Source organism: Celeribacter neptunius, from assembly GCF_900113955.1.
Lineage (GTDB): Bacteria > Pseudomonadota > Alphaproteobacteria > Rhodobacterales > Rhodobacteraceae > Celeribacter > Celeribacter neptunius.
Window position 1 is genome coordinate 257,567 of the sequence record NZ_FORH01000008.1, and the last position, 24,816, is coordinate 282,382.

Sequence of the window (24,816 nt, forward strand, 5' to 3'; positions counted from 1 at the left end):
CGGTCGCCAGGATTTATGCGGTCGCTAAGGCGCCCCGGCTTTCCTGTCGCAAGAGGTAGAAGGAGGCGGCGAGGATCAGGGCCGAGCCGAGCCACATCGCGCCCGGTGGCATGAAGCCAAAGGCGAGAATGCCGAAGCCGACATTGAGCGGCAGTTTCAGATGATCGAAAGGCTGCAGATAGGCGGCATCGGCCGAGGCATAGGCGCGGGCGATGGCGTATTGCGCCAGCGCGGTCAAAAGCCCGGCGGCGACGAGGATCAGCGTCGTCAAACCGCCGCCCGGGGCGACGCCTTCGCCAAGGGTCAGGGCGAGGTTCACCGGGCTCAACAGCAGAAGCAGGTAGACGGTCAGGCTCTCCGGGCTCTCGGAGCGGGTCATGCGCTTGGTCAGAAGCGAGGTGAGTGCCCAGAAGGCCGCTGCGCCGACCGGGTAGAGGACATAAGGCGTGAAGCTTTCCGACCAGGGGGCGAGGATGATCATGCCGCCGAGAAACCCGACCGTGACCGCAAGCCAGCGTTCGGGGGTGGCGGCTTCTTCGAGAAACAAGTTCGCGCCGAGGGTGACGAAGAAGGGCGACAGCATGATCAGCGCGATGGCCTGCCAGATCGGCACATGGGCAAGCCCGGCGATCCAGAGCTGAACCCCGATCACGGCGGAGGCGACGCGGATCAGATGCAGAAGCAGATTGCCGGTCTTAAGGGCCCGGAGCCCCTCGCGCGCCACCCATGGCAGGGAAAACAAGAGCGCGATGAAATATTGCCAGAAGGCCATGCGCGCCGAGGGCACGGCCAGCATCATCGTGGCATATTGGGTCAAGAGGTTGATGACGGCAAAGAGGGTTCCGGCGAGAACCATCCAGAAGGCGCCGGTGCGGGCCGGGCCGAAGGTTTGAAACAGAGTCATGTGTCGTCCTTTCTTGCGCACATAACCCAAGGCAGGAGGGCAGGGCGCCCATGGTGACATGAGGGCGTCCTGTCATCTCTCTTCCATCCGGACTTTGACCGTCGGCTCCGGAGTTGCACCGGATCTGCTGTCCCGGCGTCTCTCGACAGAGAGACGCAAGCGCTCGCGGGCTTGCGGGCATGGTGCCCGCTTACCGCCGGTGGGGAATTTCACCCCGCCCTGAGAGGTTTTACGGCCAAATCGACCGCGCGAAATGATAGGGGAATGTCGGGCGCCGTGGCAATTGTCAGGAATGCAGGGTCGCTGTGCACAAGCGCCCGTTGCGCCAAGTTCGGTTTTTTAGGAAAACCCCATTGACTCAGGGCGTGAAGAGCTTAAAAGGCGGGCTTCAAGGATTCCACGGGCTGGCACCGTAAACAAACTGCCCCCGTTGCACGCGATTATTGGAGTAATGAAAAATGGCGAAGCCGACGACGATCAAAATCCGTCTCAACTCGACCGCGGACACGGGCCACTTTTACGTGACCAAAAAGAATGCCCGCACCATGACCGAAAAGATGGTCGTAAAGAAATACGACCCGGTTGCGCGAAAGCACGTCGAGTACAAAGAAGGCAAAATCAAGTAAGCCCTTCGAGACACGACAGAATGCAAGAGCCGCGCGACCTGAGAGGGAAGCGCGGTTTTTCTTTGAGACCCGCGCCTCTCTCCGCCCTAACTGTTTACCACAGTCCACAAGGAGAAGAGACATGCTGGAATATGACGACGATTACTTCAGGGAACGGGAGCGGTTAGACGAACGCCCCTGTTCGATCCCCGAAAGCCTGAGCGAAGCTCTGGCACATCAGGGCGCGCAGGAGATTCGCAAGAGCGTGCCCTTTACCGTACGAGCGGCCATGCCGGCCGATACCGCGGAGATCGACACGCTCTTTCGTGCCTCCTACGGTCAGCTTCTCAAGCAATATTATCCGGCGAAATTGCTCGACGCGGTTCTGCCGGCGCTGTTCCATACGGCGCCGGGGCTGTTGCAATCCGGGACGTTCTTTGTCGCCGAGACCGGTGGTGGCGAGATCGTCGGCGCCGGCGGCTGGACCCAGGTGACGCCCTTTGGCGGGGTCGGGCCGCGCGAGATCGGCCATATGCGCCGTGTCGCGGTGCATCCCGACCATGTCCGGCGTGGCATCGGCTCTGTGATCCTGAACCATGTGCTGGAGAATGCGCGGCGCACGGGCGTGACGCGGATGTGCAGCCTGTCGACCTTTGCGGCGCTGGAGTTTTACAAATTCCATGGCTTCGAGGCGTCGGGTGAGGTCGATCTGGCGATCAAGCCGGGGGTCTTCCTGCCGGCGGTGCAGATGGCGCTGGATCTCTGATGGGGTCCGATAGTCGGACATGAAAAAGGCCGCTCCGAGGAGCGGCCTTTTGATGTCGCGGTTTGCTGTGGATCAATCGCGATTGCCGAGGAACTGCAGCAGGAACATGAACAGGTTGATGAAGTCGAGGTAGAGGTTCAGGGCCCCCATGATCGCCGACTTGCCAAGCCATTCGCTGTCCATGGCATGGGCATGCGAGATGTAATCGGTTTTGATCTTCTGCGTGTCATAGGCGGTGAGGCCGGCAAAGATCAGCACGCCGAGAGCGGAAATCGCAAAGGCCAGACCCGAGGAGGCGAGGAAGATGTTGACGATCGAGGCGATGACCAGACCGATCACGCCCATGATCAGGAACGACCCCCAGGCCGAGATGTCTTTCTTGGTGGTGTAGCCCCAGAGCGACAGACCGGCAAAGGCGCCGGCGGTGACAAAGAAGGTCTGGGCGATCGACATGCCGGTGAACACCAGGAAGATCGAGCTTAGCGACAGGCCCATCAGCGCCGCGTAGGCGTAGAAATAGGTCTGGGTCGCGGCGGCCGAGAGGCGGGACACCACGGCGCCAAAGCCGAAGACCATGGCCAGCGGGGCGAACATCACCACCCATTTCAGCGGGCTTGCGTAAAGCGCATAGCCGAGACCGGTGAGATACTCACCATTGCCGAGCTCATATTGGGTCGGCGTGCCGGTCACGGCCAGATTGGCAAGGGCCCAGGCCGCGAGACCGGTGATGATGAGGCCCACGGACATGGTGCCGTAGACCTTGTTCATATGGGCGCGAAGGCCGGCGTCGATCTCAGCCGAGCGTGCGCCGACACCAGCGTGGATCGTTCTGTAGTCAGCCATTGACGTATATCTCCTGTGCGTCGAAATCCCTGTGTCCCCGCGATGGTGCGGGGGTATCGCTTCCGATATTGGCAGCCATGGGGGGGATTTCAAGCCGTCATCCATCGGAAATGGAGTATTTTTGTCAGGTGTTTGAGCGATTGTGAGTGGGGGTGAGCGGGGAGTGAACCGGGGTGATCTGGCGTGAAAACGCCATGCGAAACGCTTTGCGGGCCATTTGCGAACAGTGGCAAGGTTCGAATGATCCGGGATCGTGCGGATTGCGACAAAAGACCGCGACACCTTGCGGCATCGCGGTCGGGGATCGCGGGGACATGCGATCATGGGGATTCTTCATCGGGTTTCCATGAGCCGGCTCAGGCGGCAGGCCTCGGGGCTTACTTGAGCCAGTGGTGCGGTACATCCCAGCTCGGGCGTTGCGCTTCGGTGAGCGCGGCCTCACGGGTCAGGCCGATGTCGTCGAGCAAGGCATCGTCGAGCTCGGCCAGGGCGCGGCGCTGGCGGGCAATTTCGCGCTGGCGCAGAATGCGGGAAATCAGGGACGGCGCGCGACGCGCGCCGGTGGAGCGGGGCAGGGTCAGTGAAGGCATCGTCTCGTCCTTAACAAATTTTGAACTCAATCTGGAAATGAATCATTTCCTTTGATATATATGCGGGAAATCATCACATAAGTGAAATGAATGATTTTTGAATGATGCATCACGGAGTTTGATATGGCTCGAAATCTTGATCTGACGGCCCTGCGCTCCTTCGTTGCCGTGGCCGATTGTGGCGGGGTGACCAAGGCGGCGGGCGCGCTCAATCTGACGCAATCCGCGGTTTCCATGCAGCTCAAGCGGCTGGAGGAAAGTCTCGACCTGCGCCTTCTCGACCGCAGCGCCCGCACCATCGCCCTGACGGCGGCGGGGGAACAACTCCTGTCCTATGCCCGGCGGATGCTGGAGCTGAACGACGAGGTGTACAGCCGCCTGACGGCGCAGGAATTCGAGGGCGAGATCGTGCTTGGTGTGCCGCATGACATTGTCTACCCGTCGATCCCGCTGGTGTTGCAGCATTTCCATCGCGACTACCCGCGCATGCGCGTCAGCCTGCTGTCGTCTTTCACCACCCAGCTCAAGGAGAAATTCTCCCGTGGCGAATGCGATATCGTTCTCACCACAGAGGATGATGTCGGCCCCGAAGGCGAGACGGTGGTCGAGCTGCCGTTGGTGTGGATCGGGGCGCCCAACGGTTCGGCCTGGCGCCAGCGACCGCTGCGTCTGGCCTTTGAACATCGCTGCATTTTCCGCAAAGGCGTGCAAGAGGCGCTCGACCGTGCCGGTATTCCCTGGGAAGTGTCGATCGAGAGCGATCAGTCGCGGACCATCGAGGCCTCGGTTTCCGCCGATCTTGCGGTGCATGTGATGCTCGAGGATACCGCGCCGCCCTATTCGGAGCCGATCCAGCATGGCGGCGCGCTGCCGGAACTGTCGAAGAAAAAGATCAACCTCTATATGTCGGATCTGAAAAAGAGCGAAGCGACGGAACGGCTGCGGGATCTGATCCGGCAAGCCTTCCGCTCACATCGCGGTGCCCGGATCGCGGCACAGTAGGGGCAAAGGGCTGATTTCGAGGCGATCCGCGCCACATATGGCGGTTTGAGCCCATATCAGACGTTGAGAGCTTAGCGCCTCGTGCGGAATCAAGGCCGCAGGCCGCCGCACATCGTCATGCTGAAAGCATGCCTCTGGCATGACCGCGTCCCGCGCGGCGGCGATTTTGTCGGGGAAGCGAAACGTGTTGAGCTTCTTCGGATTTGGCTGGGATAAAGTGAGAGGCGCGCGGGGGCAGGCTCGCCACCGCCCGCGTCATCGACGTGCGGCTTGCACCGAATACTCAAACGTCCCCTCCGTCCGCAAGCCAGCCCGAGAGGCGGGGCGTCTATGGCTCCAGAACCACCTTGCCCGTCGCGCGACGGCTGCGGAGAAGCTCCAGCCCTTCCTCGAAGCGTTCCAGCGGCAGGCGATGCGAGATATGCGGTTTGATCGTCCCTTCGGCAGCCCAGTCGAACAGCTGCGCAAGCGAGGCCTTGAGCGGGGCCGGGTTAAAGGCGAGATAGCCGCCCCAGTAGAACCCGATGGCGGTGATGTTCTTCACCAGCATATGGTTGGGTTTCATCTTCGGCAGATCGCCACCGGCAAATCCGATCAGAAGGATCCTCCCATCCGGGTTGGTGGCGCGGAAACAGGCCTCGTAGAGCGGCTCGCCCACCGCGTCATAGACCACATCGGCGCCGCCAAGCGTCTTGATCTGTTCGCGGATGTCCGCCGCCCCGGCGTCGATCAGGTAATCGGCCCCCGCCGCCTTGGCAATGGCGAGCTTCTCGGCGCCGCGTGCAATGGCGATCACCTCGGCGCCCATGCGCTTGCCGATCTCCACCGCCGTGAGACCGACACCGCCGGCGGCGCCGGTGACCACCAGCCGTTCGCCGGGGTGCAGTCGCGCCTTGTAGTCGAGTGCCATATGCGAGGTGCCATAGGCGATCTGCAACGCTGCGGCCGTGTCATAACCGAGTGTATCGGGGATCGGGATGCAGCGCTCCGCCGGGAAATTGCCCGCCGTGGCCAGCCCGCCCTGACCGGCATAGACCGCGACGCGCTGGCCGATCGAGAGATCGCGGACGCCTGCGCCGAGCGCGGTGATCTCGCCCGCGAGCTCGAGCCCGAGGGTGAACGGCGGCTCCGGCGTGTCCTGATACGTGCCCTTGCACATCAGCGTGTCGGCGAAATTGAGGGCGCTGGCGTGGATGCGTACGCGAACCTCCTGGGGCCCGGGGGCGGTGAGCGCGAGGGCTTCCAACTGCGGTGCGCGGTCGAATCCGGTGACGCGGCAGGCGCGGATCATATCTGTATCTGGCTCGGTCATGGCTCTGGTTTTGGCGTTTTGAACCGGATCTGTCCACGTGAAATTCAGCGGGCGGGGCCGCAGAATCTACCGCAAAGCGAGTCGCTTTGCGGTAAAACCGCTTTGACGCATTGTCTGGCAAATCGAGGCAATCGGGGAGGTTTGGGCGGACTGTCTTTTCTAAAATGCAAAATATTTTGGAAAAAACACGCAATGGTTTAGTTGGGTGGCCGAAAATTGTCGTCTTTTTTGCAATTTGCACATAGCGCCATGCTTGAATAATCGATGAATTACAGATAGTTATCTGTGTCCTTTGGGGGCTTGGCCAAAAAGACAGGTTGAGTGAAAGGGCCAAGGGCAACAAATGTTCTATACACGCATAGGTTTCGCGTGCGGATGATACGAAGGAGCGGTCAGTATGAAACATCCCGTGGATATCCACGTTGGCAAGCGTATTCGCCATCGTCGCTGGATGGTTGGCATGACGCAGCAACAGCTTGCCGAGAAAGTCGGGATCAAGTTCCAACAAATCCAAAAATATGAAACCGGGATGAACCGGGTTTCCGCCTCCCGGCTTTGGGATATCGCCGAAGCCCTCTCCGTACCGGTTGCTTTCTTCTTCGAAGGCATGGGCAGCCCGATGGATATGCCCGCAGAGACCAAAGTGTCCGAGGGCGCCGTGCCTGCGGATATTCTCGCGGACAAGGAAGCGCTGGAACTGGTGCGGTCCTATTACGCCATTCCGGAAAATCAGCGCCGTCGCCTGTTCGAACTGGCGCGGGTGCTCTCCGACGTCGCCTGAACGGCAGCTCCGGCGACACGGCGGGTTTCATGACTGAGAACAGATTTCTCCCGGGGGATAGAATGTCTCCGGGGGCATGTTGTGTGAGAACGCCCTTTTTTCAGGCTTTGACGGGCTGAGGCGCGGCGCCGATCTGGCTTGGCTTGACCCCTCCGGAGAGAGGCGCTACCGCAAGAACAGGCAAACGAGGCAGGCGGACCCCCATGGTATTTTCAGAGACATCTCCCGTGTTCAACTCCCGTTTCGACGAGGCCGAGCGGGCAGAGATCATCGCCACGGCCGAAGCCGCGGCGGACGCGGCCCGGGAGATCACCCTGAAATATTTCCGTGGCTCCGAGCTCGATACCGCCTCGAAACTCTCCGAGGGGTTCGACCCGGTCACCGTGGCCGACCGTGGTTCCGAGCAGGCGATGCGCGCGGTGATCGCGGCGCGGCGCCCGCATGATGCCATTCTGGGCGAGGAATTCCCGTCGAAACCCGGCACCTCCGGGCTCACCTGGGTGCTCGATCCGATCGATGGCACGCGCGGGTTCATTTCCGGCACGCCGACCTGGGGCGTGCTGATCGCGCTCAGGGATGCGCAGAGCGCGCTCTATGGTGTGATCGATCAACCCTATATCGGCGAACGTTTTTCCGGCGGGCTCGGTCGGGCGGAGCTCGACGGGCCGCATGGCACGCGCAAGCTCGCGGTGCGCCAGGGCGTCCCGCTTGATCAGGCGGTGATCTTTTCCACCTTTCCTGAGGTCGGCGGTGAGAGCGAGGGCAAAGCCTTTCACGATCTCGCCGGGCGTTGCAAGCTGACGCGCTATGGTATGGATTGCTATGCCTATGCGCTTCTGGCGGCCGGTCAGATCGATCTGGTGGTCGAGGCGGGGTTGCAAAGCTATGACATCCTGGCCCCGATCGCGGTGATCGAGGCGGCGGGCGGGATCGTCACCGATTGGCAGGGCGGGCCGGTGCTCGAGGGCGGGCGGGTCCTGGCCGCCGCAAGCAAAGAGTTGCATGACGCGGCTTTGGCGGTACTGTCAGACTACTGATCCTGCCGGGCCTGTCCGGCAGAGTGCCGAAAGGGAGGCCCCGATGCATCATTGTTTCCTGATCCGCAATGCCGAGCTGATCCTGACCATGGATGACGAGCGGCGCGAGATCGCCTGTGGCGATATTCTGGTGCGCGACGGGGTGATCGAGGCGGTCGGGCAGGGGCTCTATGACGACGATGCGCAAATCGTCGATGGCCGTGGCTGTCTGGTCACGCCGGGATTGGTCAACACCCATCATCACCTGTTCCAGACGCTGACGCGCGCCGTGCCGGGCGCGCAGGATGCGCTGTTGTTCGGCTGGCTCAAGACGCTCTACCCGATCTGGTCCCGCTTCGGCCCGGATCATATGCGGATCTCGGCGCTGGTCGGGCTGGCGGAGCTGGCGCTTTCCGGCTGTTCCACCACGTCGGACCATCTCTATCTCTACCCCAATGGCGCGCGGCTCGACGACACGATCGAGGCGGCGCATGCCATCGGCGTCCGGCTTCATGCGACGCGCGGCTCGATGTCGATCGGAGAAAGCCTTGGAGGCCTGCCGCCCGACAGCCTTGTCGAGCGCGAAGAGGATATTCTGAACGATTGCATCCGGGTGATCGACGCGTTCCACGATCCGAACCCCGGGGCGATGATCCGGGTTGGCGTGGCGCCGTGCTCCCCGTTTTCCGTCTCGCGCGAGCTGATGCGCGACAGTGCCGTTCTGGCGCGTGACAAGGGCGTGATGATGCACACACATCTGGCCGAAAACGACGAGGATATCGCCTATTCTCTGGAGAAGTTCGGCATGCGCCCCGGCCAATATGCCGAGGAGCTGGGCTGGACCGGTTCGGATGTCTGGCATGCCCATTGTGTCAAGCTCGATGATCAGGAGATCTCGCTCTTTGCCCGCACCGGCACCGGTGTGGCGCATTGCCCTTGCTCGAACTGTCGGCTCGGCTCCGGCATTGCCCCGGTGCGGTCGATGCGCGACGCCGGTGTCCCGGTGGGGCTTGGTGTTGATGGCTCTGCCTCGAATGACAGCGGCAATCTGATCATGGAAGCGCGCACCGGCATGCTGTTGCAGCGCGTGCAGTACGGCGCCGACAAGATGAGCCCGCGCGAGATGCTCGAGATCGCCACGCGCGGTGGCGCCGATGTGCTGGGGCGCGACGACATCGGCCGGCTGGCGCCCGGCAAACGCGCCGATATCGCGCTTTGGGACATGTCCGATGTCGAAGCGGCAGGAAGCTGGGACCCGGCGGCGCTTCTGCTTGCGGGTCCGATGATGGTGCGCGATCTTTTCGTCGAGGGCCGGCATCTGGTGGCGGACAGTTGGCTGACGACGATCGATCTGCCCAATGTGCTCGGCAAGCAGCGCGATTTGACAAAGGCCTTGATGGAAGGCTGAGGCCCCCGGGGCGGGGGGCTGTCTGGGCCCGTCTGGGCCTGTCGGGCGAGAAAAGAACAGCATCCCTCAAAGGGGCGTTGCAAAAGGGTCGTTACAGGAGAACAGCTCATGACGCACAAGACTGGATTGCTCGCCGCTCTGGCGGCTGTGGCGCTCACCGCCTGTGGCCCGGAAACCGGCGCAGGCTTTGGCTCGGTCACCCCGGTGACCACATCGGCGACGGCGCGTGTCTCGACGATGGAAGAAGGGGCGCAGATCCTGTCCCTGATCAATCAGGAACGCGGCAAACGCGGGCTCGGGGCGCTGAGCTACAATGCCAGCCTGACCCGTGCCGCGCAGGCGCATGCCGATGACATGGCTGCGAAAGGCTATTTCTCGCACAACAGCAAGAATGGCGCCTCGGTCGGCGATCGGGTGCGCGGGGCGGGCTATGGCTATTGCTTTGTCTCGGAGAATCTCTCGACGAGCTATCCCACGGTGCAGCAGGCGGTGCAGGGCTGGATGGACTCGCAAGGCCACCGTGCCAATATCCTGAATGCGAAACCCGTCGATATCGGTATTGGCGTTGCGGCCGGAGGTCTCCGGGTTGCCGTGTTCGGCAGGCCCTGCTGAGCGACGCGCCGCTCATGTCGGGGCATGGGCTGGCCAGCGGGGTTTGAATAAAATATTCAATATTTTGCAGGTGACGGTGCGATCGGCGGGACACTCCTGCCCGAAAGCTGCCATTTTCGCCTGCCAAGACAAAAGAACGAAGGTAGTTTGAGGAGAGATCGGGCATGACCGCTTTGCGCGTATTGATGGCTTTGGCACTTGGGATCGGGATCGGAGCCGGCATCGGCGCCGGGGCAAGCGAGGCGCGGGACCTGCGGCCCTTGCCGAAGGCGACCGTCTCCATTCCGGTGAGCAACCCGCAAGCGACGGCGCGCGATCTTCTCTCGGCGATGAATGCCGAACGCCGGGCGCAGGGGCTGCGCAAACTGCGGCTGAATTCCGCCCTGTCGAAAGCCGCGCAGGCCCATGTCGATGACATGATCCGGCGGAATTATTTCGCCCATATCGCGCCGAATGGCAGCCGCCCGATCCATCGCGCCAATGCGGCCGGCTACAAGGGCTGCATGGTGGCGGAAAACCTGTCCTACAGCTGGAAGACCATCGATCTTGCCATGGCGGGCTGGATGCAATCGAGCGGCCACCGCGCCAATCTTCTCAATCGTGAAATGAAGGATGTCGGCATCGGCATCGGCCCGAACAATCTCTTCGTCGCGGTGTTTGCCAAGCCTTGCCGGTGAGGTGAGGGGCTTTGCGCCCTGAGGGGACATTCAACTTGGTAGAACAACAGGCGTGACAAGCCTGCCCGTGGGGTGGCGCTCTGACGATTGATCGGTGCGCTTTATGGTGCAAAATACATTTTAGATTTGAGGTTTGTGCGCGGCCTCCAAATGCGCCAGCCCGCTGGGACGCGCAGGCGCAGGCGCGGCGGCTTCGCTTTGTCCCGCGCCGGAAGTGAACGGCGGCTCCGTCCCGCAAAGCGCTCCTTACACGGCCGCGCGCTCTCCCATCACGTAGCTCGCGATGATCGCGCGATCATCCCCCATCATGATGGTCGGGAAAATCTCTTCCCAGATGGTCTCGGCCCGGATCGCACGCTGCGCGATCGCCGGTGTCGAGGCCAGATCGATGACGGCGAAATCCGCTTCCATGCCCGGGGCGATGCTGCCGATCTTGGTCTCCATCCGCAACGCCTGAGCTGAGCCCTGGGTGGCCAGCCACAACAATTGCGCCGGGTGGATCGCCGTGTGGCGGAGCTGGCCGATCTCATAGGCCGCCGCCATGGTGCGCAGCATCGAAAACGAGGAGCCGCCGCCGGTGTCGGTCGCCAGGCCCACCCGCAGGGATTCGGATTTGCGCGTGCCCATGTCGAAAAGCCCCGAGCCGATGAAGGTGTTCGAGGTCGGGCAATGGATCAGCGAGCAATCATTGGCCTGAAGATGGGCGATCTCGCGCGGTTCCAAGTGGATCGCATGGCCGAACAGCGCGCCCTCGCGCACCAGTCCGAACTGCTCATATGTGTCGAGATAGTCCCGCGCCTCCGGGTAGAGGCTTTTGACCCAGGCGATCTCATCGGTCTGTTCCGACAGATGCGTCTGCATCAGGCAGGACGGGTATTCGTCCCAGAGCTTGCCCAGGGCGGCGAGCTGATCCGGTGTCGAGGTCGGCGAAAACCGTGGCGTGATCGCGTAGGACAGCCGGCCCTTGCCGTGCCAGCGATTGATCAGTGCCTTGCTCTCGTCATAGGCGGATTTGGCCGTGTCGCGCAGGAACTCGGGCGCGGTGTCACGATCCATACAGGTCTTGCCGGCGATCACCCGCATCCCCCGCGCCTCGGCGGCTTCGAACAGCGCATCGACCGAGCCGGGGTGGATGGTGCAGAACGAGGTTACCGTGGTGGTGCCATTGGCCAAGAGAAGATCGAGATAGCGCCCGGCAATATCGTCGGCATAGGCGCGATCGGCAAACTTGGCCTCTTCCGGGAAGGTGTAAGTGTTGAGCCAGTCGATCAGCCGCTTGCCCCAGCTGGCGATCATCGCGGTCTGCGGGTAATGCGCATGGGCATCGATGAAGCCCGGGACGATGAGCGCCGGGCCATGATCGTGAAACGCCGCCTCACCATGTTTCTGGCGCATATGATCGCGCCCGCCGATCGAGACCACATGCCCGTCCCGGATCAGGATCGCGGCGTCCGAGAGCACCTGTACGGCCTCTTCGGCGGGGATCTCGAAAGGGTCGCCATGATAGGTGACGACCTGTCCTGCAATCAGCTTGTCCATCTTGGTCCTTTTGGCTCTGCTCTATTGGGAGGCGGCTCTTAACCTCGGGGCCAGATTAGGCGGCATTCGGCGCGAGGTAAATCAATCTTGCCCCTGTTTCTCGGGGCCAAGCTGTCATAAGGTCGACGCGACGAGAAAACGGGCAGGGCATGGTCGAAGAACAACAGGATATCTCGCACGAGGCCGAGGACGTAGAGGACGGCTACACGCTAAGCGGCAGGGCGCTCAGCGCCATTCTCTATGCCGTGGATACGGGAGACCGGAGCAAGCTCATCGAGCTCATGGAGCCGCTGCACGCCGCCGATATCGCCGACCTTCTCGAACAGGTGAATGCTTTCGACCGGCGGCGGCTGATTCTGCTCTATGGCGAGGAATTCGACGGCGAGATCCTCTCGGAACTTGATGAGGGCATCCGCGAAGAGGTGATCCATGTGCTGCGGCCCGAGGTTCTGGCCGAGGCGGTGCGCGAGCTCGAATCCGACGACGTGGTCGATCTGGTCGAGGATCTCGAAGACGATGCGCAGGAGGCCATCCTCGCCACGCTCGAAGATGCCGACCGGGTCGCGGTCGAACAATCCCTGTCCTATCCGGAGTTTTCCGCCGGGCGCCTGATGCAGCGCGAGGTCGTGATGGGGCCGGAGCACTGGACCGTCGGGCAAGCCATAGATTTCATGCGCAATTCCGAGGAACTGCCGGATGATTTCTACCACATGGTGCTGATCGATCCGAAAATGCACGCGGTGGGCCATGTCACCCTGGGCAAGATCCTCGGCGCGCCGCGGGCGCAGCCTCTGACCGAGCTTCTGGAGCCGGGGTTCCGGACCTTTCGCGTCGACGAGAGCGAGGCGGATGTCGCCTATGCGTTCAACCAGTATCACATGATTTCCGCCCCGGTGGTCGATGCCGATGACCGGGTGGTCGGGGTGATCACCATCGATGACGCGATGAATGTTCTTGATGAGGAACACGAGGAGGACATCATGCGCCTCGCCGGTGTCGGCGAAGGCTCGCTCGCCGACCGTGTTCTGGAGACTGTGAAACAACGCATCCCCTGGCTGGGCGTCAACCTCGTCACCGCCATTCTCGCCTCGCTGGTGATCGCGCAATTCGAGGATACGATCTCGCAATTCGTGGCGCTGGCGGTGCTGATGCCGATCGTCGCCTCGATGGGTGGCAATGCCGGCACCCAGGCGCTCACCGTGGCGGTGCGCGCCATCGCCACGCGCGATCTCACAGGCGCCAACGTCTGGCGGGTGATCCGGCGCGAGGTTCTGGTTGGCCTGACCAATGGCCTGGTCTTTGCCGTGGTCATGGGGGTGGTGGGGCTGATCTGGTTCGGCTCTCCGGCCTTGGGCGGGGTGATCGGCGCTGCCATGGTGATTAATCTGGTGATCGCAGGCCTCGCGGGGATCGGCATTCCGGTGCTGCTGGAGCGGATCGGCGTCGACCCGGCGCTGGCCTCGGGCGCTTTCGTCACCACGGTCACCGATGTGGTCGGGTTCTTTGCCTTTCTGGGGCTGGCAGGGATGGTGCTTCTGTGACGAATTTGATCGAAGCGAAAGCGGCGCTGCGCAGGGCTGCGAAAGAGGCGCGCGCGATCGCGCATGGCGCCGGCGATGGTGCGGCGGAGCAAGCGTTGCAACTGCTTTTGGGATTCCTGAGCCCCCATGCCGGCAAGCCGGTGGCGGGCTATATGCCTCTGGGCAGCGAGCTGGACCCGCGTCCGGCCATGGCGGCACTTTGCGCCCGTGGCTCCGTGGTGGTGCCGGTGGTCGAGGCCAAGGCCCAGCCGCTGCGCTTTGATCTCTGGACACCTCAGACGGATATGGTTCCCGGCGCCTTCGGTGCGCTGATCCCGGCGCAGTCGCAGCCGGTCCGGCCGGATGTGGTGATCGTGCCGATGCTGGCGTTCAGCCGCGATGGGCACAGGCTCGGCTATGGCGGCGGCTTCTATGATCGCACGCTCGAAAAGCTCCGGGCCGAGGCGCCGGTCTTTGCCGTCGGTCTTGCCTATGCCGGGCAGGAGGCGCGGGACCTGCCGGTGGAACCCACCGATGCGCCCCTGGACGCGATCGTGACGGAACGCGAAGTTCTGACATTCTGAGAGGATATCCCATGCAATTGCCGGTGAACCGTTTCAAACAGGCGCTCAAAGACGGGCGCATGCAATGGGGGATCTGGCAGACTTTCGGCGGACCGGACATGGCGGAGCTTCTGGCCGCTTCCGGCTATGACTGGGTGCTGATCGACGGCGAACATGGCGCCTTCGATGTGGGCGAGATCCGGCCTTGCCTGCAGGCGGTGGCGGGCTATCCCGACTGTTCCCCGGTGGTGCGCCTCTGCGAACTCGACACGGCGCTGATCAAGCGCAATCTCGATCAAGGCGCCCAGACGCTGATGGTGCCGATGATCAATACTGCCGCGGAGGCCCGCGCCGCCGTATCCGCCATGCGCTTTGCGCCTGAGGGGACTCGCGGGTTCAACAGCGCGACCCGGGCCGGGCGCTATGGTGCCATCGCCGATTATGGCACCCGCGCGAAAGACGAGCTCTGCCTCATCGTTCAGCTCGAGAGCCGAGCTGCGCTCGGAAATCTCGAGGAGATCGCCGCGGTCGAGGGCGTCGATGCGGTGTTTATCGGCCCGGCCGATCTCGCTGCCGACATGGGCTATCCGGGCAATCTCGCCGCCCCCGAGGTGCAGGATGCGGTGGAAGACGCGATCGCGCGCCTGAAAGCGCTTGGCATGCCCGCCGGGATCTTCACCCTCGATCCGGAGATGCAGCGCCGTGCCATCGCCGCCGGCGCCAGTTTCAACGCGCTGGGCCTCGATGCGCTGATGCTGATGCAGGCGGCACAGGCGCGTTTGGCGCAGTTTCGAGGCGCCTGATCGGTGCCTGAGGCCAATTTTTCGCCAAAACCCGAGAGAAAACAAGCGCCCCGGCTTGCGTGCGCCCGTGGGCGCGCCTATGGCTGTCCCCCATGAAAATACTGTTTCTCGGAGATATCGTCGGCAGCGCCGGTCGCAAGGCGGTGATCGAACGTGTCCCCCAGCTGCGTCGCGACTGGGGGCTGGATTTCGTTGTGGTCAATGGCGAGAACTCGACCAATGGCATGGGGCTCTCGGGCGATCACGCCAAGTCGCTTCTGGCCGCCGAGGTCGATTGCCTGACGCTCGGCGATCATGCCTTTGACCAAAAGGACATGATGCAGTTCTGCGAAAGCGAGACCCGGGTCATTCGCCCGATCAATTTCGCCAAGGTCGCCCCGGGGCGTGGCGTGCGGATTTTCGAGGATGCCCGCGGGCGGCGCATTCTGGTGGCGCAGGTCTTGGGGCAGGTCTTCATGAAACGCCCCTTTGACGATCCGTTCTCGGCCTTGGACAAGGTTTTCATGACCCACAAGCTCGGCGGTGCCATTCAGGCGGCGCTCATCGATGTGCATTGCGAGGCCACGTCGGAGAAAATGGCCATGGGGCATTTCTGTGACGGCAAGGCCTCGGTCGTGGTCGGCACCCACACCCATGTCTGCACCGGCGATGCGCAGATCCTGCCCGCCGGCACCGCTTATCTGACGGATGCCGGCATGTGCGGCGATTACAATTCGGTCATCGGCATGGACAAGGCGGAGCCGCTCAGGCGGTTCGTCACCGGCATGGCCAAGGGGCGCTATGAGCCCGCCAAAGGCGAGGCGACGCTCTCGGGCGTCTATGTCGAAACCGACGACAAGACCGGGCTGGCCAAGCGGGTCAAACAGATCCGTGTCGGTGGCCGGCTCGAGCAAAGCACGCCGTAACGCGCGGAGGGCGGGCGCAGCGTCGGTTTCGGGAAAAACGTCCATTTTTTGACCGTTTGGCAGAAGGGCGTCCGTCTGCCTGCGGCGTTTGGCGCTTGTGAAGACCCCGGCTTACGGGTCATATTGCGCGGGACGGGACAAGTAGACGCGAGTATCCATGGAGCTATTTCATTTCAGCCCAATGACAGAGGCGGTTGTCGCCCTCGTCGTCGTCGGCTTCATGTTCGTGCTCTTCGTGCGCGAGATTTTCCCGACCGAGGTGGTGGCCATCGCCGGCGCCGCGCTGATGATCATCTTCGGCATCCTCCCCTATGAGGCCGGTCTCAAAGTGCTGTCCAACCCGGCGCCCTGGACCATCGGGGCGATGTTCATCGTCATGGGGGCGCTGGTGCGCACCGGCGGGCTCGAATGGTTCACCCGCCAGGCCGGGGCTTATGCCGAGACCCATCCGTCGGTGGCCATCGGCATGCTGCTTCTCGTCGTTGTGGTGCTCTCGGCCTTCGTTGCCAATACGCCGGTCGTGGTGGTGATGATCCCGGTGTTCGTGCAGCTTTCGGGCAAGCTCGGCGTCGCGCCCTCGAAATTGCTGATCCCGTTGAGCTACTCGGCGATCATGGGGGGCACGATCACGCTTCTGGGCACGTCGACCAACCTTCTGGTCGATGGTGTGGCGCGTGCGCAGGGGCTCGAGCCCTTTACCATTTTCGAAGTCTCCATTCTCGGCCTCGTGGTCACCGCCTGGGGCATGCTTTACCTGATGCTGTTCGGGCGGCATCTCCTGCCGGAGCGCGACAGCCTAGCGGCCATGCTGTCGTCGGGCCGCGCGAAGATGAAATTCTTCACCGAAGCGGTGATCCCGCCGGACAGCAACCTCATTGGCCGCGAGATCACCGGGGTGCAGCTGTTCAAACGCGACGGCGTGCGCCTCATCGACGTCATTCGCGGCGACAAATCCTATCGTCACGAGCTCGAAGGCTTCACCATCGAGGTCGGGGACCGGATCGTGCTGCGCTCGAAAATCACCGAGCTTCTGAGCCTGCAGCGCGACAAATCCCTCAAGCGTGTCGATCAGGTCTCGGCGGTCGAGACCACCACCATGGAAGTGCTGATCACGCCGGGCTGTAAGATGGTCGGACGGGCGCTCTCTTCGATGCGGCTGCGCCGCCGCTATGGCGTCTATGTCCTGGCAGTGCATCGTCGCAATCAGAACCTCGGCCAGCAGATCCAGGATCTGGTGGTGCGCGTCGGTGATACGCTTCTGCTCGAAGGTGCGCCGGCGGATATCCAGCGCCTTGCTGCCGATATGGATATGGGCGATGTCTCGAAACCCACCGAGCGCGCCTATCACCGCTCGCATGCGCCGATTGCCATCATTGCGATGTTCTCCATCGTCGTGCTGGCGGCTCTGGGCGTGGCGCCGATCCTGATGCTGGCGGTGATCGCCGTCGCCGTGGTCCTCGTGACCCGCTGTATCGATGCCGACGAGGCGTTTTCCTTTGTCGAAGGGCGATTGCTGGCGCTGATCTTTGCCATGCTGGCGGTGGGGGCGGCGCTCGATGCTTCGGGGGCTGTGCAGCTGATCGTCGGACTGGTGGCGCCGCTCCTCGAAGGTTTGCCGGTGTTCTTTGTGGTCTGGTCGATCTTTCTGTTGACCTCGGTGCTCACCGAGCTTGTGTCCAACAACGCGGTGGCCGTCGTGGTCACACCGATCGCCATCGGTCTGGCCAATTCCATGGGGCTGGACCCGCGCGGCTTGGTGGTGGCGGTGATGATCGCGGCCTCGGCCTCCTTTGCCACGCCGATCGGCTATCAGACCAACACCATGGTCTACGGTCCCGGCGGCTATAAATTCACCGATTACATGCGCGTCGGTATCCCGCTCAACCTCTCGATCGGGCTTCTGGCCTCGGCGGTGATCCCGCTGATTTGGCCGCTCTGAGCGGCTTTGACCCGGGTTTTCGGGTGATTTCCGGCATTTTCCACCAGATCAAGCGGTGTGCCCGACTTGCAGCACCCGATGTGGATCGCCTATAGAGGCGCAACAGCAGATTTAATCGACTTTGCGGAGGCGCCACATGGCAGGCCATTCTAAATGGGCAAACATCCAGCACCGGAAGGGGCGTCAGGATGCCGCCCGCTCCAAGCTCTTTTCCAAACTCGCCAAGGAAATCACCGTGGCGGCGAAAATGGGCGACCCGGATCCGGAGAAAAACCCGCGTCTGCGTCTGGCGGTGAAAACCGCGAAAACCGCCTCCTGCCCGAAAGATGTGATCGACCGCGCGATCAAGAAGGCGCTGGGTGGCGACGCCGAGAATTACACCGAGATCCGCTATGAGGGCTATGGGCCCGAGGGCATCGCTTTCATCGTCGAGACCATGACCGACAACGTCAACCGCACCGCCTCGAATGTGCGCTCGCTCTTCACCAAGGCCGGCGGCAATCTCGGCACCTCGGGTTCCGTGGCTTTCATGTTCGACCGTGTGGGTGAGATCACCTACGGGCCGGAAGCCGGTGATGCCGACACGGTGATGATGGCCGCCATTGAGGCGGGCGCCGAGGATGTCGAGAGCGATGAGGAAGGCCACTGGATCTACACGGTCGATGGCGATCTCGCCGCGGTCTCCGATGCGCTCGAGGCCGAGTTGGGTGAATCCAAGGAAGCCAAGCTGATCTGGAAACCGCAGAACCGCACCGAGGTGAATCTCGAAACGGCGCAGAAACTGATGCGTCTGGTCGAGGCGCTCGAGGATGACGATGACGTGCAAAGCGTCACCGCCAATTTCGACGTGCCGGATGATGTTGCCGAACAACTCTGATCTGATGCGACACATGCAATGATGAAGCCCCGCCTTTTGGCGGGGTTTTGTTTTTTGGGGCTGAAGGGCGGCAATGCGGGACTTTCCTGCCATTCGAGCAAAGCGTAACCGCTCGGAATCAAGCCGAAGGCGCCGGGCGTGCGCCGGACCGTCCTGGCGGTCAGGCGCATTTGTCATCCTCGCGCGACAGATTGATCTTTATCGGATTTGGCTGACATAAAGCGCAGACCACAAAGAACAGATGCGCCTGCCCACGGTCCGGCGCACGCCCCTACATCCCAATGTCCCCAATGGGCTCAGAACCGTCTCACCCCTGCACCAGCTGCGCCTTTGCCACCCGTCTCACCGCCTCGGTCAAAGGCGCCAGCATCGGTGCGGACAGTCGCGAGACATGCCAGTAGAGCGCGATATCCACCGGCGCCTCCGCGAGCGCTACGAGACGTCCTGCGGCGAGATGCGGTGCCAAAAGCGACAGCGGGTTGAGCCCCCAGCCCAGCCCGGAGAGCGCCGCATCGACAAAGCCCTGGGTCGAGGGAATGCGATGGGACGGGAGTGCGATGCGCTGACCGGTCAGCTGCCGCACCCAATTGTCCTGCAGCCGATCCTTTTCGTCATAGACCAGCGAGGGCGCGCGGCTGAGGGTCTCTGCCGTGACGCCTTCGGGAAAGTGCCGGGCAAGGAACCCCGGTGACGCCACGGGGAGGTAGCGCAGCGCGCCCAGCGGATGGATGTCACAGCCCGGCACCGCCGTGTCGCGCGCCGAGACCGCCGCCATCACCTCGCCGCGTTTGAGCCAGTCGGCGGAATGATCCTGATCGTCGATCTGGAGCTGAAACAACAGCCCCGGCAGATCCGCCATCGCGGGGGTGAACCAGGTGGCCAGCGTGTCGGCATTGACCGCCAACGGCACCGGCACGGCCTCTCCGACCTCATCGCCGAGATCCTGACCAAGGTCCTTGGCGAGCTGGCGTTCCAGCAGCCCGATCTCCTGCATGTGCCGGGCCAGCCGCGTGCCGGTCTCGGTGCCGCGACAGGGCGTGCCGCGCAGCACCAGTGGCGTGCCCATGCGCTCTTCCAGCGCCTTGATCCGTTGCGAGACCGCCGAAGGGGTCACGGCGAGCCGATGTGCGGCGGCGTCGAAACTGCCGGTCTGCAGCACGGCGGCAAGCGCGGCGAGCGCCGGATAATCGTTTGAATTAAGCATGTCTAATCTTCACATAGATTTCTTAATTTGTCTAACTCGCGGCAGGGGCCTATTGCGGGGCGGAGATATGAGGACCGACACACCATGATCAACGCCGCCCTGACCGGATTTCTCACCGGGCTTTCCCTGATTGTCGCCATCGGCGCGCAGAATGCTTTCGTGCTGCGCCAGGGGCTTTGGCGACGCCATGTGCTGGCGGTGGTGCTGGCCTGTGCGTTCTCGGACGCGCTGTTGATCTCCGTGGGTGTCTATGCCTCCGCGCAGATCAGCCAGCGTATCCCGGCGCTCCTGCCGCTGATGCGGTGGGGCGGGGCGGCCTTTCTGACGGTGTACGGGGCGAAGGCGGCCTGGGCGGCCTATAAGGGCGGTGAACATCTCGACGCGGCGCGAAACGATGCGGCGCGCGACAGCCAGAGCCTGCGTGCGGCACTGCTGACCTGCCTTGCGCTGACCTGGCTCAACCCGCATGTCTATCTCGATACGGTGGTGCTTTTGGGGGCGATTTCGGCGCGCTTCGCAGAGGCCCGGGCCGGGTTCGCGCTTGGCGCTGTCACCGCCTCCTTCCTGTTCTTCTTTGCGCTGGGCTACGGGGCGCGGCTGCTGCAGCCGCTGTTTGCCCGCCCTCGGGCCTGGCAGCTGCTCGATGCGCTGATCGCCCTGGTGATGTGGAAGATTGCATTGAGCCTTGTGCTCGCAGGATGAATTGCCAAGGTCCGGCATTTGCCCGAGAGTTGCGCCCATGACCACAGCCTCCAGCTCCGCGCCCGATACCGGCCCGAACACCGTCAAAGGCGTCCTCTGGATGCTCTTCGTCACGTTCAATTTCGTGATGGTGAATGTGCTGGTGAAGTACATCGGCACCGATCTTCCGGTTCTGGAAACGGCGTTTCTGCGCTTCGCGCTCGGCGCGGTCTTCCTGATCCCGATGCTCGGCACGGTGCGTCAGGTGCGCTTTACCGCCGAGATCTGGAAACTCGCCATCACCCGGGCGCTGTTTCATGCGACGGCCATGTCGCTGTGGTTCTTTGCCATGACCCGTATCCCGATGAGCGAGGTGACGGCGATGAACTTCATGAACCCGATCTACATCACCATCGGCGCGGTGCTGATCTTTCGCGAACGTATCGCGTTGCAGCGCAGTCTCGCCCTTGTTGTGGCGGTCATCGGCGGGCTGGTGATCCTGCGGCCGGGGTTCCGGGCACTCGATCCGGGCCATGTTGCGATGATCTTTTCGGCCATGGCCTTTGCCGGCAGCTATCTCCTTGCCAATGCGCTCAACAAACGTGTGCCGTCGACCGTGGTGGTCTTTCTGATGTCGACCATGGTGCCGGTGGTGATCGCGCCTCTGGCGCTCGCCCATTGGCAGGCGCCGAACTGGACGCAGCTCGGAATGCTGTTCCTGACCGCCGCCTTCGCCACGACGGCGCATTATTCGATGATGCGGGCCTTTGCCCATGCACCGCAATCGGTGGTGCAACCGGTGACATTCGTGCAGCTGGTCTGGGCGACGATCCTGGGCATGGTGCTTTTCGGCGAGGCTTTCGACCCGTTCGTCATGCTCGGCGGCGCGATGATCATCGGGGCGATCTCCTTTATCACATGGCGTGAAAAACGGGCGAGACAGCGCGCCGCGCGGACCGGCTGAGCCGATCGGGGAAATGCGCTTCAAACCGGCCAGAAACCGTATTTTATTTTGATCCTCGTCAAGGCGTGATGCACGTCGAAACGGTCAGACTGTGAGCGACCAAGGACAAAGATACGAGGAGAAGCGCATGTCCAACACGCCACACCAACTGGCCGCCGATTTCCCCGAACTGGCTGACAAGATCATGGAGTTGAAATCCAGCGACAGCCATTTCGCCCATCTTGCCGGGCAATATGATGCCCTGAACGAAGAGGTCCATCAGGCCGAGACCGATATGCATCCGATGGAAGATCTGGCGCTCTCCGAGCTCAGGAAAAAGCGGATGTTGCTCAAGGATGAGCTGTACAAGATGCTGACCCAGCCGGCCTGATCCCGGTCGCGATAAATCTTCGGAGGGCGCGTTCATCAGGAGGTGACGCGCCCTCTTGCTATTCCAGAACAAACCATGCACAAATGGTGTGTGCGATGGGGTGTTCTACCATATGTTGCGGTCCTTGTGGCTGCTCTGGGGCTCGTATTTGGCCTCACTCCCACTGGGTCAGGCGATGCCGTGGGGTTGCCGTCCCCGCATCCTGTGCGTCTTTCTGAGACTGGAGCCGCGCCAGGGGCCGAACCGGGGCCTGAGCACGTGGGGCAACCGGTCGCCGCCGCCGGATCCCGGATCGTCTCGGGGCGTGACGGCGTGTTGCGCGTTGTCGACGGTGACACCCTGGTCATCGGTACGGTGACGCTCCGCCTGCATGGCATCGATGCGCCTGAGCTTGCGCAGAGCTGTAGTGACATGCAGGGCCGGGACTGGAGCTGTGGCCGCTGGTCGAAAGCCGTTCTGGAACGGCTCGCCGCGAATGGCGTAGACTGTGCGCCGATTGATATCGACCGCTATGAGCGCATCGTCGCCAAATGCCAAGGCGCCGATGGCGACATCAATGCTCAAATGGTCCAGGCCGGGGCTGCCTATGCCTATGAACAATACTCCAAGGCCTATGTCGCGCAGGAAGCCGAAGCCCGGCGGGCCGGGATCGGGCTCTGGCGTGGCGGGGCCGAGGACCCGGCCATCTACCGTGCGGCGAAACGGGCCGGGGCAGAGACGTCACCGCCTCCGTCACAGAGCTGTACGATCAAAGGCAATATCTCGAAATCCGGCAAGATCTACCACCTGCCCGGCGGGCGCTGGTATGAGGGCACAAGCATCAATGCGCCCCAAGGCGAGCGCTGGTTCTGTTCCGAAGCGGAGGCCCGCGCCGCCGGCTGGCGCCCGGCGAAAGGCTAGGAGGGGCGGGCAGAAAATCTTCGCGACGCCGCGGGGAAGGGGCCTTGCACGGGGCGGGGTTTTCCCCTAAATGAGCCGGACCGGGTCGTTAGCTCAGTTGGTAGAGCGCTTCGTTTACACCGAAGATGTCGGGAGTTCGAGCCTCTCACGACCCACCATTCCCCTCCTTGTTTTTGCTGAATTTCCTCTCGTCGGCCTCGCGATCTGCGAAGAGGTCCATGGTTCCGTGAACCTTATTTGTGGTTCTGCAACCGCAAGCGCCCCCATTCCGCCCTTGGCAGCAAACCTCCAGCCGTGGTCTATTGGCGGAGAAAAGAAGAAACCCAACCCGATCAGCAGGAGCAAAGAGTAGCTTAACCTAGGCGGAAACCTGTCCAAACATTGGGGGGTAGCTCACTTTACTGGCTGAGTGACGGGTAAATGGCGCGGCTGCGACCTTATTTTTTCCATGAGCCATGGTAAATCGCGCGTCGATGGCCGACTCATGCTGAGCGGGATAGCCTTCATCAATCGCAATGGGTTGCGCAGGCGCGATGCGCCAAAGGAATAGGGCCCACCGAAGACGCTCTACAATCGCTGGTAGCGCTGGAGCGAGATGGGCGTGTTTGCCACGATCTTCGAGAGTCTGGCCTCCGAGGCGGCGGATCAAAAGACGATCATGATCGACGCGACCTCTCTCAAAGCCCGCCGCTCGGCCTCCAGCCTGCGCGTAAAAAAATGGGGGCGTGGTCGGCTGATCGGGCGAATCAAGGGCGGCATGAACACTAAGCCCCACGCGATCACCGCCACTGACGGTCGTCCATTGCGGTTCTTTATGACCGCCGGCCAGAGGTCAGCGATTACACCGTCGCGACGGCGCTGCTGGTCGGCTTGCCGAAGGCGGAGTTGCTGCTGGGAGATCGTGGATATGACGCGGTTTGGTTCCGTGACGCCCTGAAAGACAAGCGAATCAAGCCCTGTATCCCGGGGCACAAGTCTCGCGGTAAGCAGGTTAAATACGACAAGCGCCACTACAAACGCCGCAACCGGATCGAGTTTGGCAGGCTGAAGGACTGGTGCAGGGTTGCAATGCTTACTACAGATGCCCGGAGGTCTTCCTGTTTGCGGTCGCTCTCGCCGCAACTGTCATGTACTGGTTATGAGATCTGAACCTAGAACCTAGAACCTAGAACCTAGGATGAGGATACCAAAGCACTACCAGCTTATTTTACTATAAGCCATCCCTCTGCCGAACCTAATCCCAATGAATTCTGCGTTGTTAATGCAGGCGAACCGATTTGGGAGTTTTGAGATGAGTGGACGTGAAGTTTTGAAAGTTGGCGCAAATCCTGAATACAAGTCCATTCAGGTGGAAGATGGTCAGGTTTTCCAGATCGACGCGAATGGTGTGGGGCGCTTGTGCGGTGCGGGCATAATCGTTTTGCGCAAAGGCGATGATCTTTTCATCAAATTCAGCGACGGCACTGTGATGACCCTTGTCGACTTTTTTGCTTCTTCTGATGTTGAAGCCGTGGTCGCGAACGAGATGGGGGAAGAGGTCTCCATCACTGCACAGACCATCGGTCAGACCTTGTCGGATGGCCGGGCGTTGATTTATGCCGCCGGTGATTCTGCTACGCTTCTGGATATGGCGCAAGGGAAGGGCAATGCCGCACTTTTCCAGGCTCTGGAACAAGGTTCCTACGATGTATGTGGGGAGACCGAAGAGCTCGGGTTTGCGCTGCTTCCCCTGATCGGCGGCGGTCTGATCGGTATTGGGTTGCTTGCCGTTGGCGCCGGCGGCGGCTCCGCGGATCCCGCTGCGCCGGTTGCGCCGGCGGCGCCGAGCGTGACGATCGCCGATGCGGATGGCGACGGCATGCCCGAGGTGACCGGCACGGCGGAACCGGGATCGACGGTGACGCTGACCTGGCCGGACGGGACGACCTCGACGGCGGTGGCCGACAGCAATGGCGATTACACGGCGGAGGCACCGTCGGTGCAGCCCGACGGCGACGTCACGGCGGTTGCGACCGATATCAACGGCAATGACAGC

The 24,816-nt window shown here is 62.3% G+C and carries 25 protein-coding genes, 1 tRNA gene, 1 pseudogene and 1 riboswitch; of the genes and pseudogenes, 21 read left to right on the forward strand and 6 right to left on the reverse strand.

The window, feature by feature from the left end; all coding sequences use genetic code 11:
- Positions 1–13: 13 nt before the first annotated feature.
- Positions 14–904 carry a DMT family transporter gene (locus tag BM151_RS18580; protein WP_090062328.1) on the reverse strand — a complete coding sequence of 297 codons (891 nt, stop codon included), beginning with the start codon at positions 902–904 and terminating at the stop codon, positions 14–16.
- Positions 905–975: 71 nt separating this feature from the next.
- Positions 976–1,135, reverse strand: a riboswitch (FMN riboswitch).
- A 227-nt stretch (positions 1,136–1,362) separates the two neighbouring features.
- On the opposite strand from BM151_RS18580, the gene rpmG reads away from it, so the two are divergent.
- Both rpmG and BM151_RS18590 read left to right on the forward strand, forming a co-directional pair.
- The gene (gene rpmG / locus BM151_RS18585; protein ID WP_009572866.1) at positions 1,363–1,530 is read left to right on the forward strand and encodes a 50S ribosomal protein L33; all 168 of its coding nucleotides are present in this window, start codon (positions 1,363–1,365) and stop codon (positions 1,528–1,530) included.
- 121 nt (positions 1,531–1,651) lie between these two features.
- Positions 1,652–2,275 carry a GNAT family N-acetyltransferase gene (locus tag BM151_RS18590; RefSeq protein ID WP_090062331.1) on the forward strand — a complete coding sequence of 208 codons (624 nt, stop codon included), beginning with the start codon at positions 1,652–1,654 and terminating at the stop codon, positions 2,273–2,275.
- 72 nt (positions 2,276–2,347) lie between these two features.
- Here the strand turns inward: BM151_RS18590 and BM151_RS18595 are convergent, their stop codons facing one another.
- Both BM151_RS18595 and BM151_RS18600 read right to left on the reverse strand, forming a co-directional pair.
- The gene (locus tag BM151_RS18595) at positions 2,348–3,118 is read right to left on the reverse strand and encodes a Bax inhibitor-1/YccA family protein (RefSeq protein WP_090062334.1); all 771 of its coding nucleotides are present in this window, start codon (positions 3,116–3,118) and stop codon (positions 2,348–2,350) included.
- A gap of 377 nt (positions 3,119–3,495) precedes the next feature.
- Positions 3,496–3,708, reverse strand: a complete 213-nt coding sequence (locus BM151_RS18600) for a DUF1127 domain-containing protein (protein WP_090062337.1) — start codon at positions 3,706–3,708, stop codon at positions 3,496–3,498.
- 123 nt (positions 3,709–3,831) lie between these two features.
- On the opposite strand from BM151_RS18600, the gene BM151_RS18605 reads away from it, so the two are divergent.
- On the forward strand, positions 3,832–4,710 hold the full coding sequence (locus BM151_RS18605; protein ID WP_090062340.1) for a LysR family transcriptional regulator: 879 nt from the start codon (positions 3,832–3,834) through the stop codon (positions 4,708–4,710).
- Positions 4,711–5,038: 328 nt separating this feature from the next.
- On the opposite strand, the gene BM151_RS18610 is transcribed toward BM151_RS18605, so the two are convergent.
- Positions 5,039–5,998, reverse strand: coding sequence for an NADPH:quinone oxidoreductase family protein (locus BM151_RS18610; RefSeq protein ID WP_090062440.1), 960 nt, complete (start codon positions 5,996–5,998; stop codon positions 5,039–5,041).
- A gap of 421 nt (positions 5,999–6,419) precedes the next feature.
- Between BM151_RS18610 and BM151_RS18615 the strand changes: the two genes are divergently transcribed.
- From BM151_RS18615 to BM151_RS18635, 5 genes are all read left to right on the forward strand, one after another.
- Entirely contained in the window at positions 6,420–6,803 is a 384-nt protein-coding gene (locus BM151_RS18615; protein WP_090062343.1) for a helix-turn-helix domain-containing protein, read from the forward strand.
- A gap of 203 nt (positions 6,804–7,006) precedes the next feature.
- On the forward strand, positions 7,007–7,840 hold the full coding sequence (locus tag BM151_RS18620; RefSeq protein ID WP_090062345.1) for an inositol monophosphatase family protein: 834 nt from the start codon (positions 7,007–7,009) through the stop codon (positions 7,838–7,840).
- Between the two features lie 43 nt (positions 7,841–7,883).
- Positions 7,884–9,227, forward strand: a complete 1,344-nt coding sequence (locus tag BM151_RS18625) for an 8-oxoguanine deaminase (protein WP_090062349.1) — start codon at positions 7,884–7,886, stop codon at positions 9,225–9,227.
- 108 nt (positions 9,228–9,335) lie between these two features.
- Positions 9,336–9,839 carry a CAP domain-containing protein gene (locus BM151_RS18630; protein WP_090062351.1) on the forward strand — a complete coding sequence of 168 codons (504 nt, stop codon included), beginning with the start codon at positions 9,336–9,338 and terminating at the stop codon, positions 9,837–9,839.
- A 164-nt stretch (positions 9,840–10,003) separates the two neighbouring features.
- Positions 10,004–10,516: a CAP domain-containing protein gene (locus BM151_RS18635; RefSeq protein WP_090062354.1), complete on the forward strand. Its 513-nt coding sequence runs from the start codon at positions 10,004–10,006 to the stop codon at positions 10,514–10,516.
- A 246-nt stretch (positions 10,517–10,762) separates the two neighbouring features.
- On the opposite strand, the gene guaD is transcribed toward BM151_RS18635, so the two are convergent.
- Positions 10,763–12,055: a guanine deaminase gene (gene guaD, locus BM151_RS18640; RefSeq protein ID WP_090062356.1), complete on the reverse strand. Its 1,293-nt coding sequence runs from the start codon at positions 12,053–12,055 to the stop codon at positions 10,763–10,765.
- A 149-nt stretch (positions 12,056–12,204) separates the two neighbouring features.
- Here guaD and mgtE point away from each other — a divergent pair, with 149 nt between their 5' ends.
- The 6 genes from mgtE (at position 12,205) to BM151_RS18670 (ending at position 18,662) form a co-directional block, all read left to right on the forward strand.
- A complete protein-coding gene (mgtE, locus tag BM151_RS18645; protein ID WP_090062359.1) occupies positions 12,205–13,596 on the forward strand; it encodes a magnesium transporter in 1,392 nt (463 codons plus the stop codon).
- Positions 13,593–14,159: a 5-formyltetrahydrofolate cyclo-ligase gene (locus tag BM151_RS18650; RefSeq protein ID WP_090062361.1), complete on the forward strand. Its 567-nt coding sequence runs from the start codon at positions 13,593–13,595 to the stop codon at positions 14,157–14,159. The genes mgtE and BM151_RS18650 overlap by 4 nt, the downstream gene beginning before the upstream one ends.
- Before the next feature lie 11 nt (positions 14,160–14,170).
- Positions 14,171–14,941 (forward strand): HpcH/HpaI aldolase family protein, encoded by a 771-nt coding sequence (locus BM151_RS18655; protein WP_090062364.1) that lies wholly within the window; start codon positions 14,171–14,173, stop codon positions 14,939–14,941.
- A 92-nt stretch (positions 14,942–15,033) separates the two neighbouring features.
- Positions 15,034–15,846, forward strand: coding sequence for a TIGR00282 family metallophosphoesterase (locus BM151_RS18660; protein WP_090062366.1), 813 nt, complete (start codon positions 15,034–15,036; stop codon positions 15,844–15,846).
- A 157-nt stretch (positions 15,847–16,003) separates the two neighbouring features.
- Positions 16,004–17,785, forward strand: coding sequence for an SLC13 family permease (locus tag BM151_RS18665; RefSeq protein ID WP_090062368.1), 1,782 nt, complete (start codon positions 16,004–16,006; stop codon positions 17,783–17,785).
- A gap of 136 nt (positions 17,786–17,921) precedes the next feature.
- Positions 17,922–18,662, forward strand: a complete 741-nt coding sequence (locus BM151_RS18670) for a YebC/PmpR family DNA-binding transcriptional regulator (protein ID WP_090062371.1) — start codon at positions 17,922–17,924, stop codon at positions 18,660–18,662.
- A 307-nt stretch (positions 18,663–18,969) separates the two neighbouring features.
- Here the strand turns inward: BM151_RS18670 and BM151_RS18675 are convergent, their stop codons facing one another.
- Positions 18,970–19,866 (reverse strand): LysR family transcriptional regulator ArgP, encoded by an 897-nt coding sequence (locus BM151_RS18675; RefSeq protein WP_090062374.1) that lies wholly within the window; start codon positions 19,864–19,866, stop codon positions 18,970–18,972.
- An 84-nt stretch (positions 19,867–19,950) separates the two neighbouring features.
- Between BM151_RS18675 and BM151_RS18680 the strand changes: the two genes are divergently transcribed.
- The 7 genes and pseudogenes from BM151_RS18680 to BM151_RS21780 form a co-directional block, all read left to right on the forward strand.
- Positions 19,951–20,568, forward strand: coding sequence for a LysE/ArgO family amino acid transporter (locus BM151_RS18680; RefSeq protein ID WP_177213220.1), 618 nt, complete (start codon positions 19,951–19,953; stop codon positions 20,566–20,568).
- Positions 20,569–20,605: 37 nt separating this feature from the next.
- On the forward strand, positions 20,606–21,511 hold the full coding sequence (locus BM151_RS18685) for a DMT family transporter (protein WP_090062378.1): 906 nt from the start codon (positions 20,606–20,608) through the stop codon (positions 21,509–21,511).
- 127 nt (positions 21,512–21,638) lie between these two features.
- Positions 21,639–21,881 (forward strand): HP1242/YdcH family protein, encoded by a 243-nt coding sequence (locus BM151_RS18690; RefSeq protein WP_090062380.1) that lies wholly within the window; start codon positions 21,639–21,641, stop codon positions 21,879–21,881.
- 258 nt (positions 21,882–22,139) lie between these two features.
- On the forward strand, positions 22,140–22,781 hold the full coding sequence (locus BM151_RS18695) for a thermonuclease family protein (RefSeq protein WP_245781260.1): 642 nt from the start codon (positions 22,140–22,142) through the stop codon (positions 22,779–22,781).
- Between the two features lie 82 nt (positions 22,782–22,863).
- Positions 22,864–22,939, forward strand: a tRNA-Val gene (locus BM151_RS18700).
- Between the two features lie 262 nt (positions 22,940–23,201).
- Positions 23,202–23,923: pseudogene (locus tag BM151_RS18705) on the forward strand (IS5 family transposase).
- Between the two features lie 149 nt (positions 23,924–24,072).
- Positions 24,073–24,816 (forward strand): Ig-like domain-containing protein (locus BM151_RS21780; protein ID WP_245781261.1); only part of this gene is annotated, 744 nt, incomplete at its 3' end.

Bases quoted from the DNA above. Each gene is read 5' to 3' on its own strand.
- BM151_RS18580 (WP_090062328.1), bottom strand. From the start codon at position 904: ATGACTCTGTTTCAAACCTTCGGCCCGGCCCGCACCGGCGCCTTCTGG.
- rpmG (WP_009572866.1), top strand. From the start codon at position 1,363: ATGGCGAAGCCGACGACGATCAAAATCCGTCTCAACTCGACCGCGGAC.
- BM151_RS18590 (WP_090062331.1), top strand. From the start codon at position 1,652: ATGCTGGAATATGACGACGATTACTTCAGGGAACGGGAGCGGTTAGAC.
- BM151_RS18595 (WP_090062334.1), bottom strand. From the start codon at position 3,118: ATGGCTGACTACAGAACGATCCACGCTGGTGTCGGCGCACGCTCGGCT.
- BM151_RS18600 (WP_090062337.1), bottom strand. From the start codon at position 3,708: ATGCCTTCACTGACCCTGCCCCGCTCCACCGGCGCGCGTCGCGCGCCG.
- BM151_RS18605 (WP_090062340.1), top strand. From the start codon at position 3,832: ATGGCTCGAAATCTTGATCTGACGGCCCTGCGCTCCTTCGTTGCCGTG.
- BM151_RS18615 (WP_090062343.1), top strand. From the start codon at position 6,420: ATGAAACATCCCGTGGATATCCACGTTGGCAAGCGTATTCGCCATCGT.
- BM151_RS18620 (WP_090062345.1), top strand. From the start codon at position 7,007: ATGGTATTTTCAGAGACATCTCCCGTGTTCAACTCCCGTTTCGACGAG.
- BM151_RS18625 (WP_090062349.1), top strand. From the start codon at position 7,884: ATGCATCATTGTTTCCTGATCCGCAATGCCGAGCTGATCCTGACCATG.
- BM151_RS18630 (WP_090062351.1), top strand. From the start codon at position 9,336: ATGACGCACAAGACTGGATTGCTCGCCGCTCTGGCGGCTGTGGCGCTC.
- BM151_RS18635 (WP_090062354.1), top strand. From the start codon at position 10,004: ATGACCGCTTTGCGCGTATTGATGGCTTTGGCACTTGGGATCGGGATC.
- guaD (WP_090062356.1), bottom strand. From the start codon at position 12,055: ATGGACAAGCTGATTGCAGGACAGGTCGTCACCTATCATGGCGACCCT.
- mgtE (WP_090062359.1), top strand. From the start codon at position 12,205: ATGGTCGAAGAACAACAGGATATCTCGCACGAGGCCGAGGACGTAGAG.
- BM151_RS18655 (WP_090062364.1), top strand. From the start codon at position 14,171: ATGCAATTGCCGGTGAACCGTTTCAAACAGGCGCTCAAAGACGGGCGC.
- BM151_RS18660 (WP_090062366.1), top strand. From the start codon at position 15,034: ATGAAAATACTGTTTCTCGGAGATATCGTCGGCAGCGCCGGTCGCAAG.
- BM151_RS18665 (WP_090062368.1), top strand. From the start codon at position 16,004: ATGGAGCTATTTCATTTCAGCCCAATGACAGAGGCGGTTGTCGCCCTC.
- BM151_RS18670 (WP_090062371.1), top strand. From the start codon at position 17,922: ATGGCAGGCCATTCTAAATGGGCAAACATCCAGCACCGGAAGGGGCGT.
- BM151_RS18675 (WP_090062374.1), bottom strand. From the start codon at position 19,866: ATGCTTAATTCAAACGATTATCCGGCGCTCGCCGCGCTTGCCGCCGTG.
- BM151_RS18680 (WP_177213220.1), top strand. From the start codon at position 19,951: ATGATCAACGCCGCCCTGACCGGATTTCTCACCGGGCTTTCCCTGATT.
- BM151_RS18685 (WP_090062378.1), top strand. From the start codon at position 20,606: ATGACCACAGCCTCCAGCTCCGCGCCCGATACCGGCCCGAACACCGTC.
- BM151_RS18690 (WP_090062380.1), top strand. From the start codon at position 21,639: ATGTCCAACACGCCACACCAACTGGCCGCCGATTTCCCCGAACTGGCT.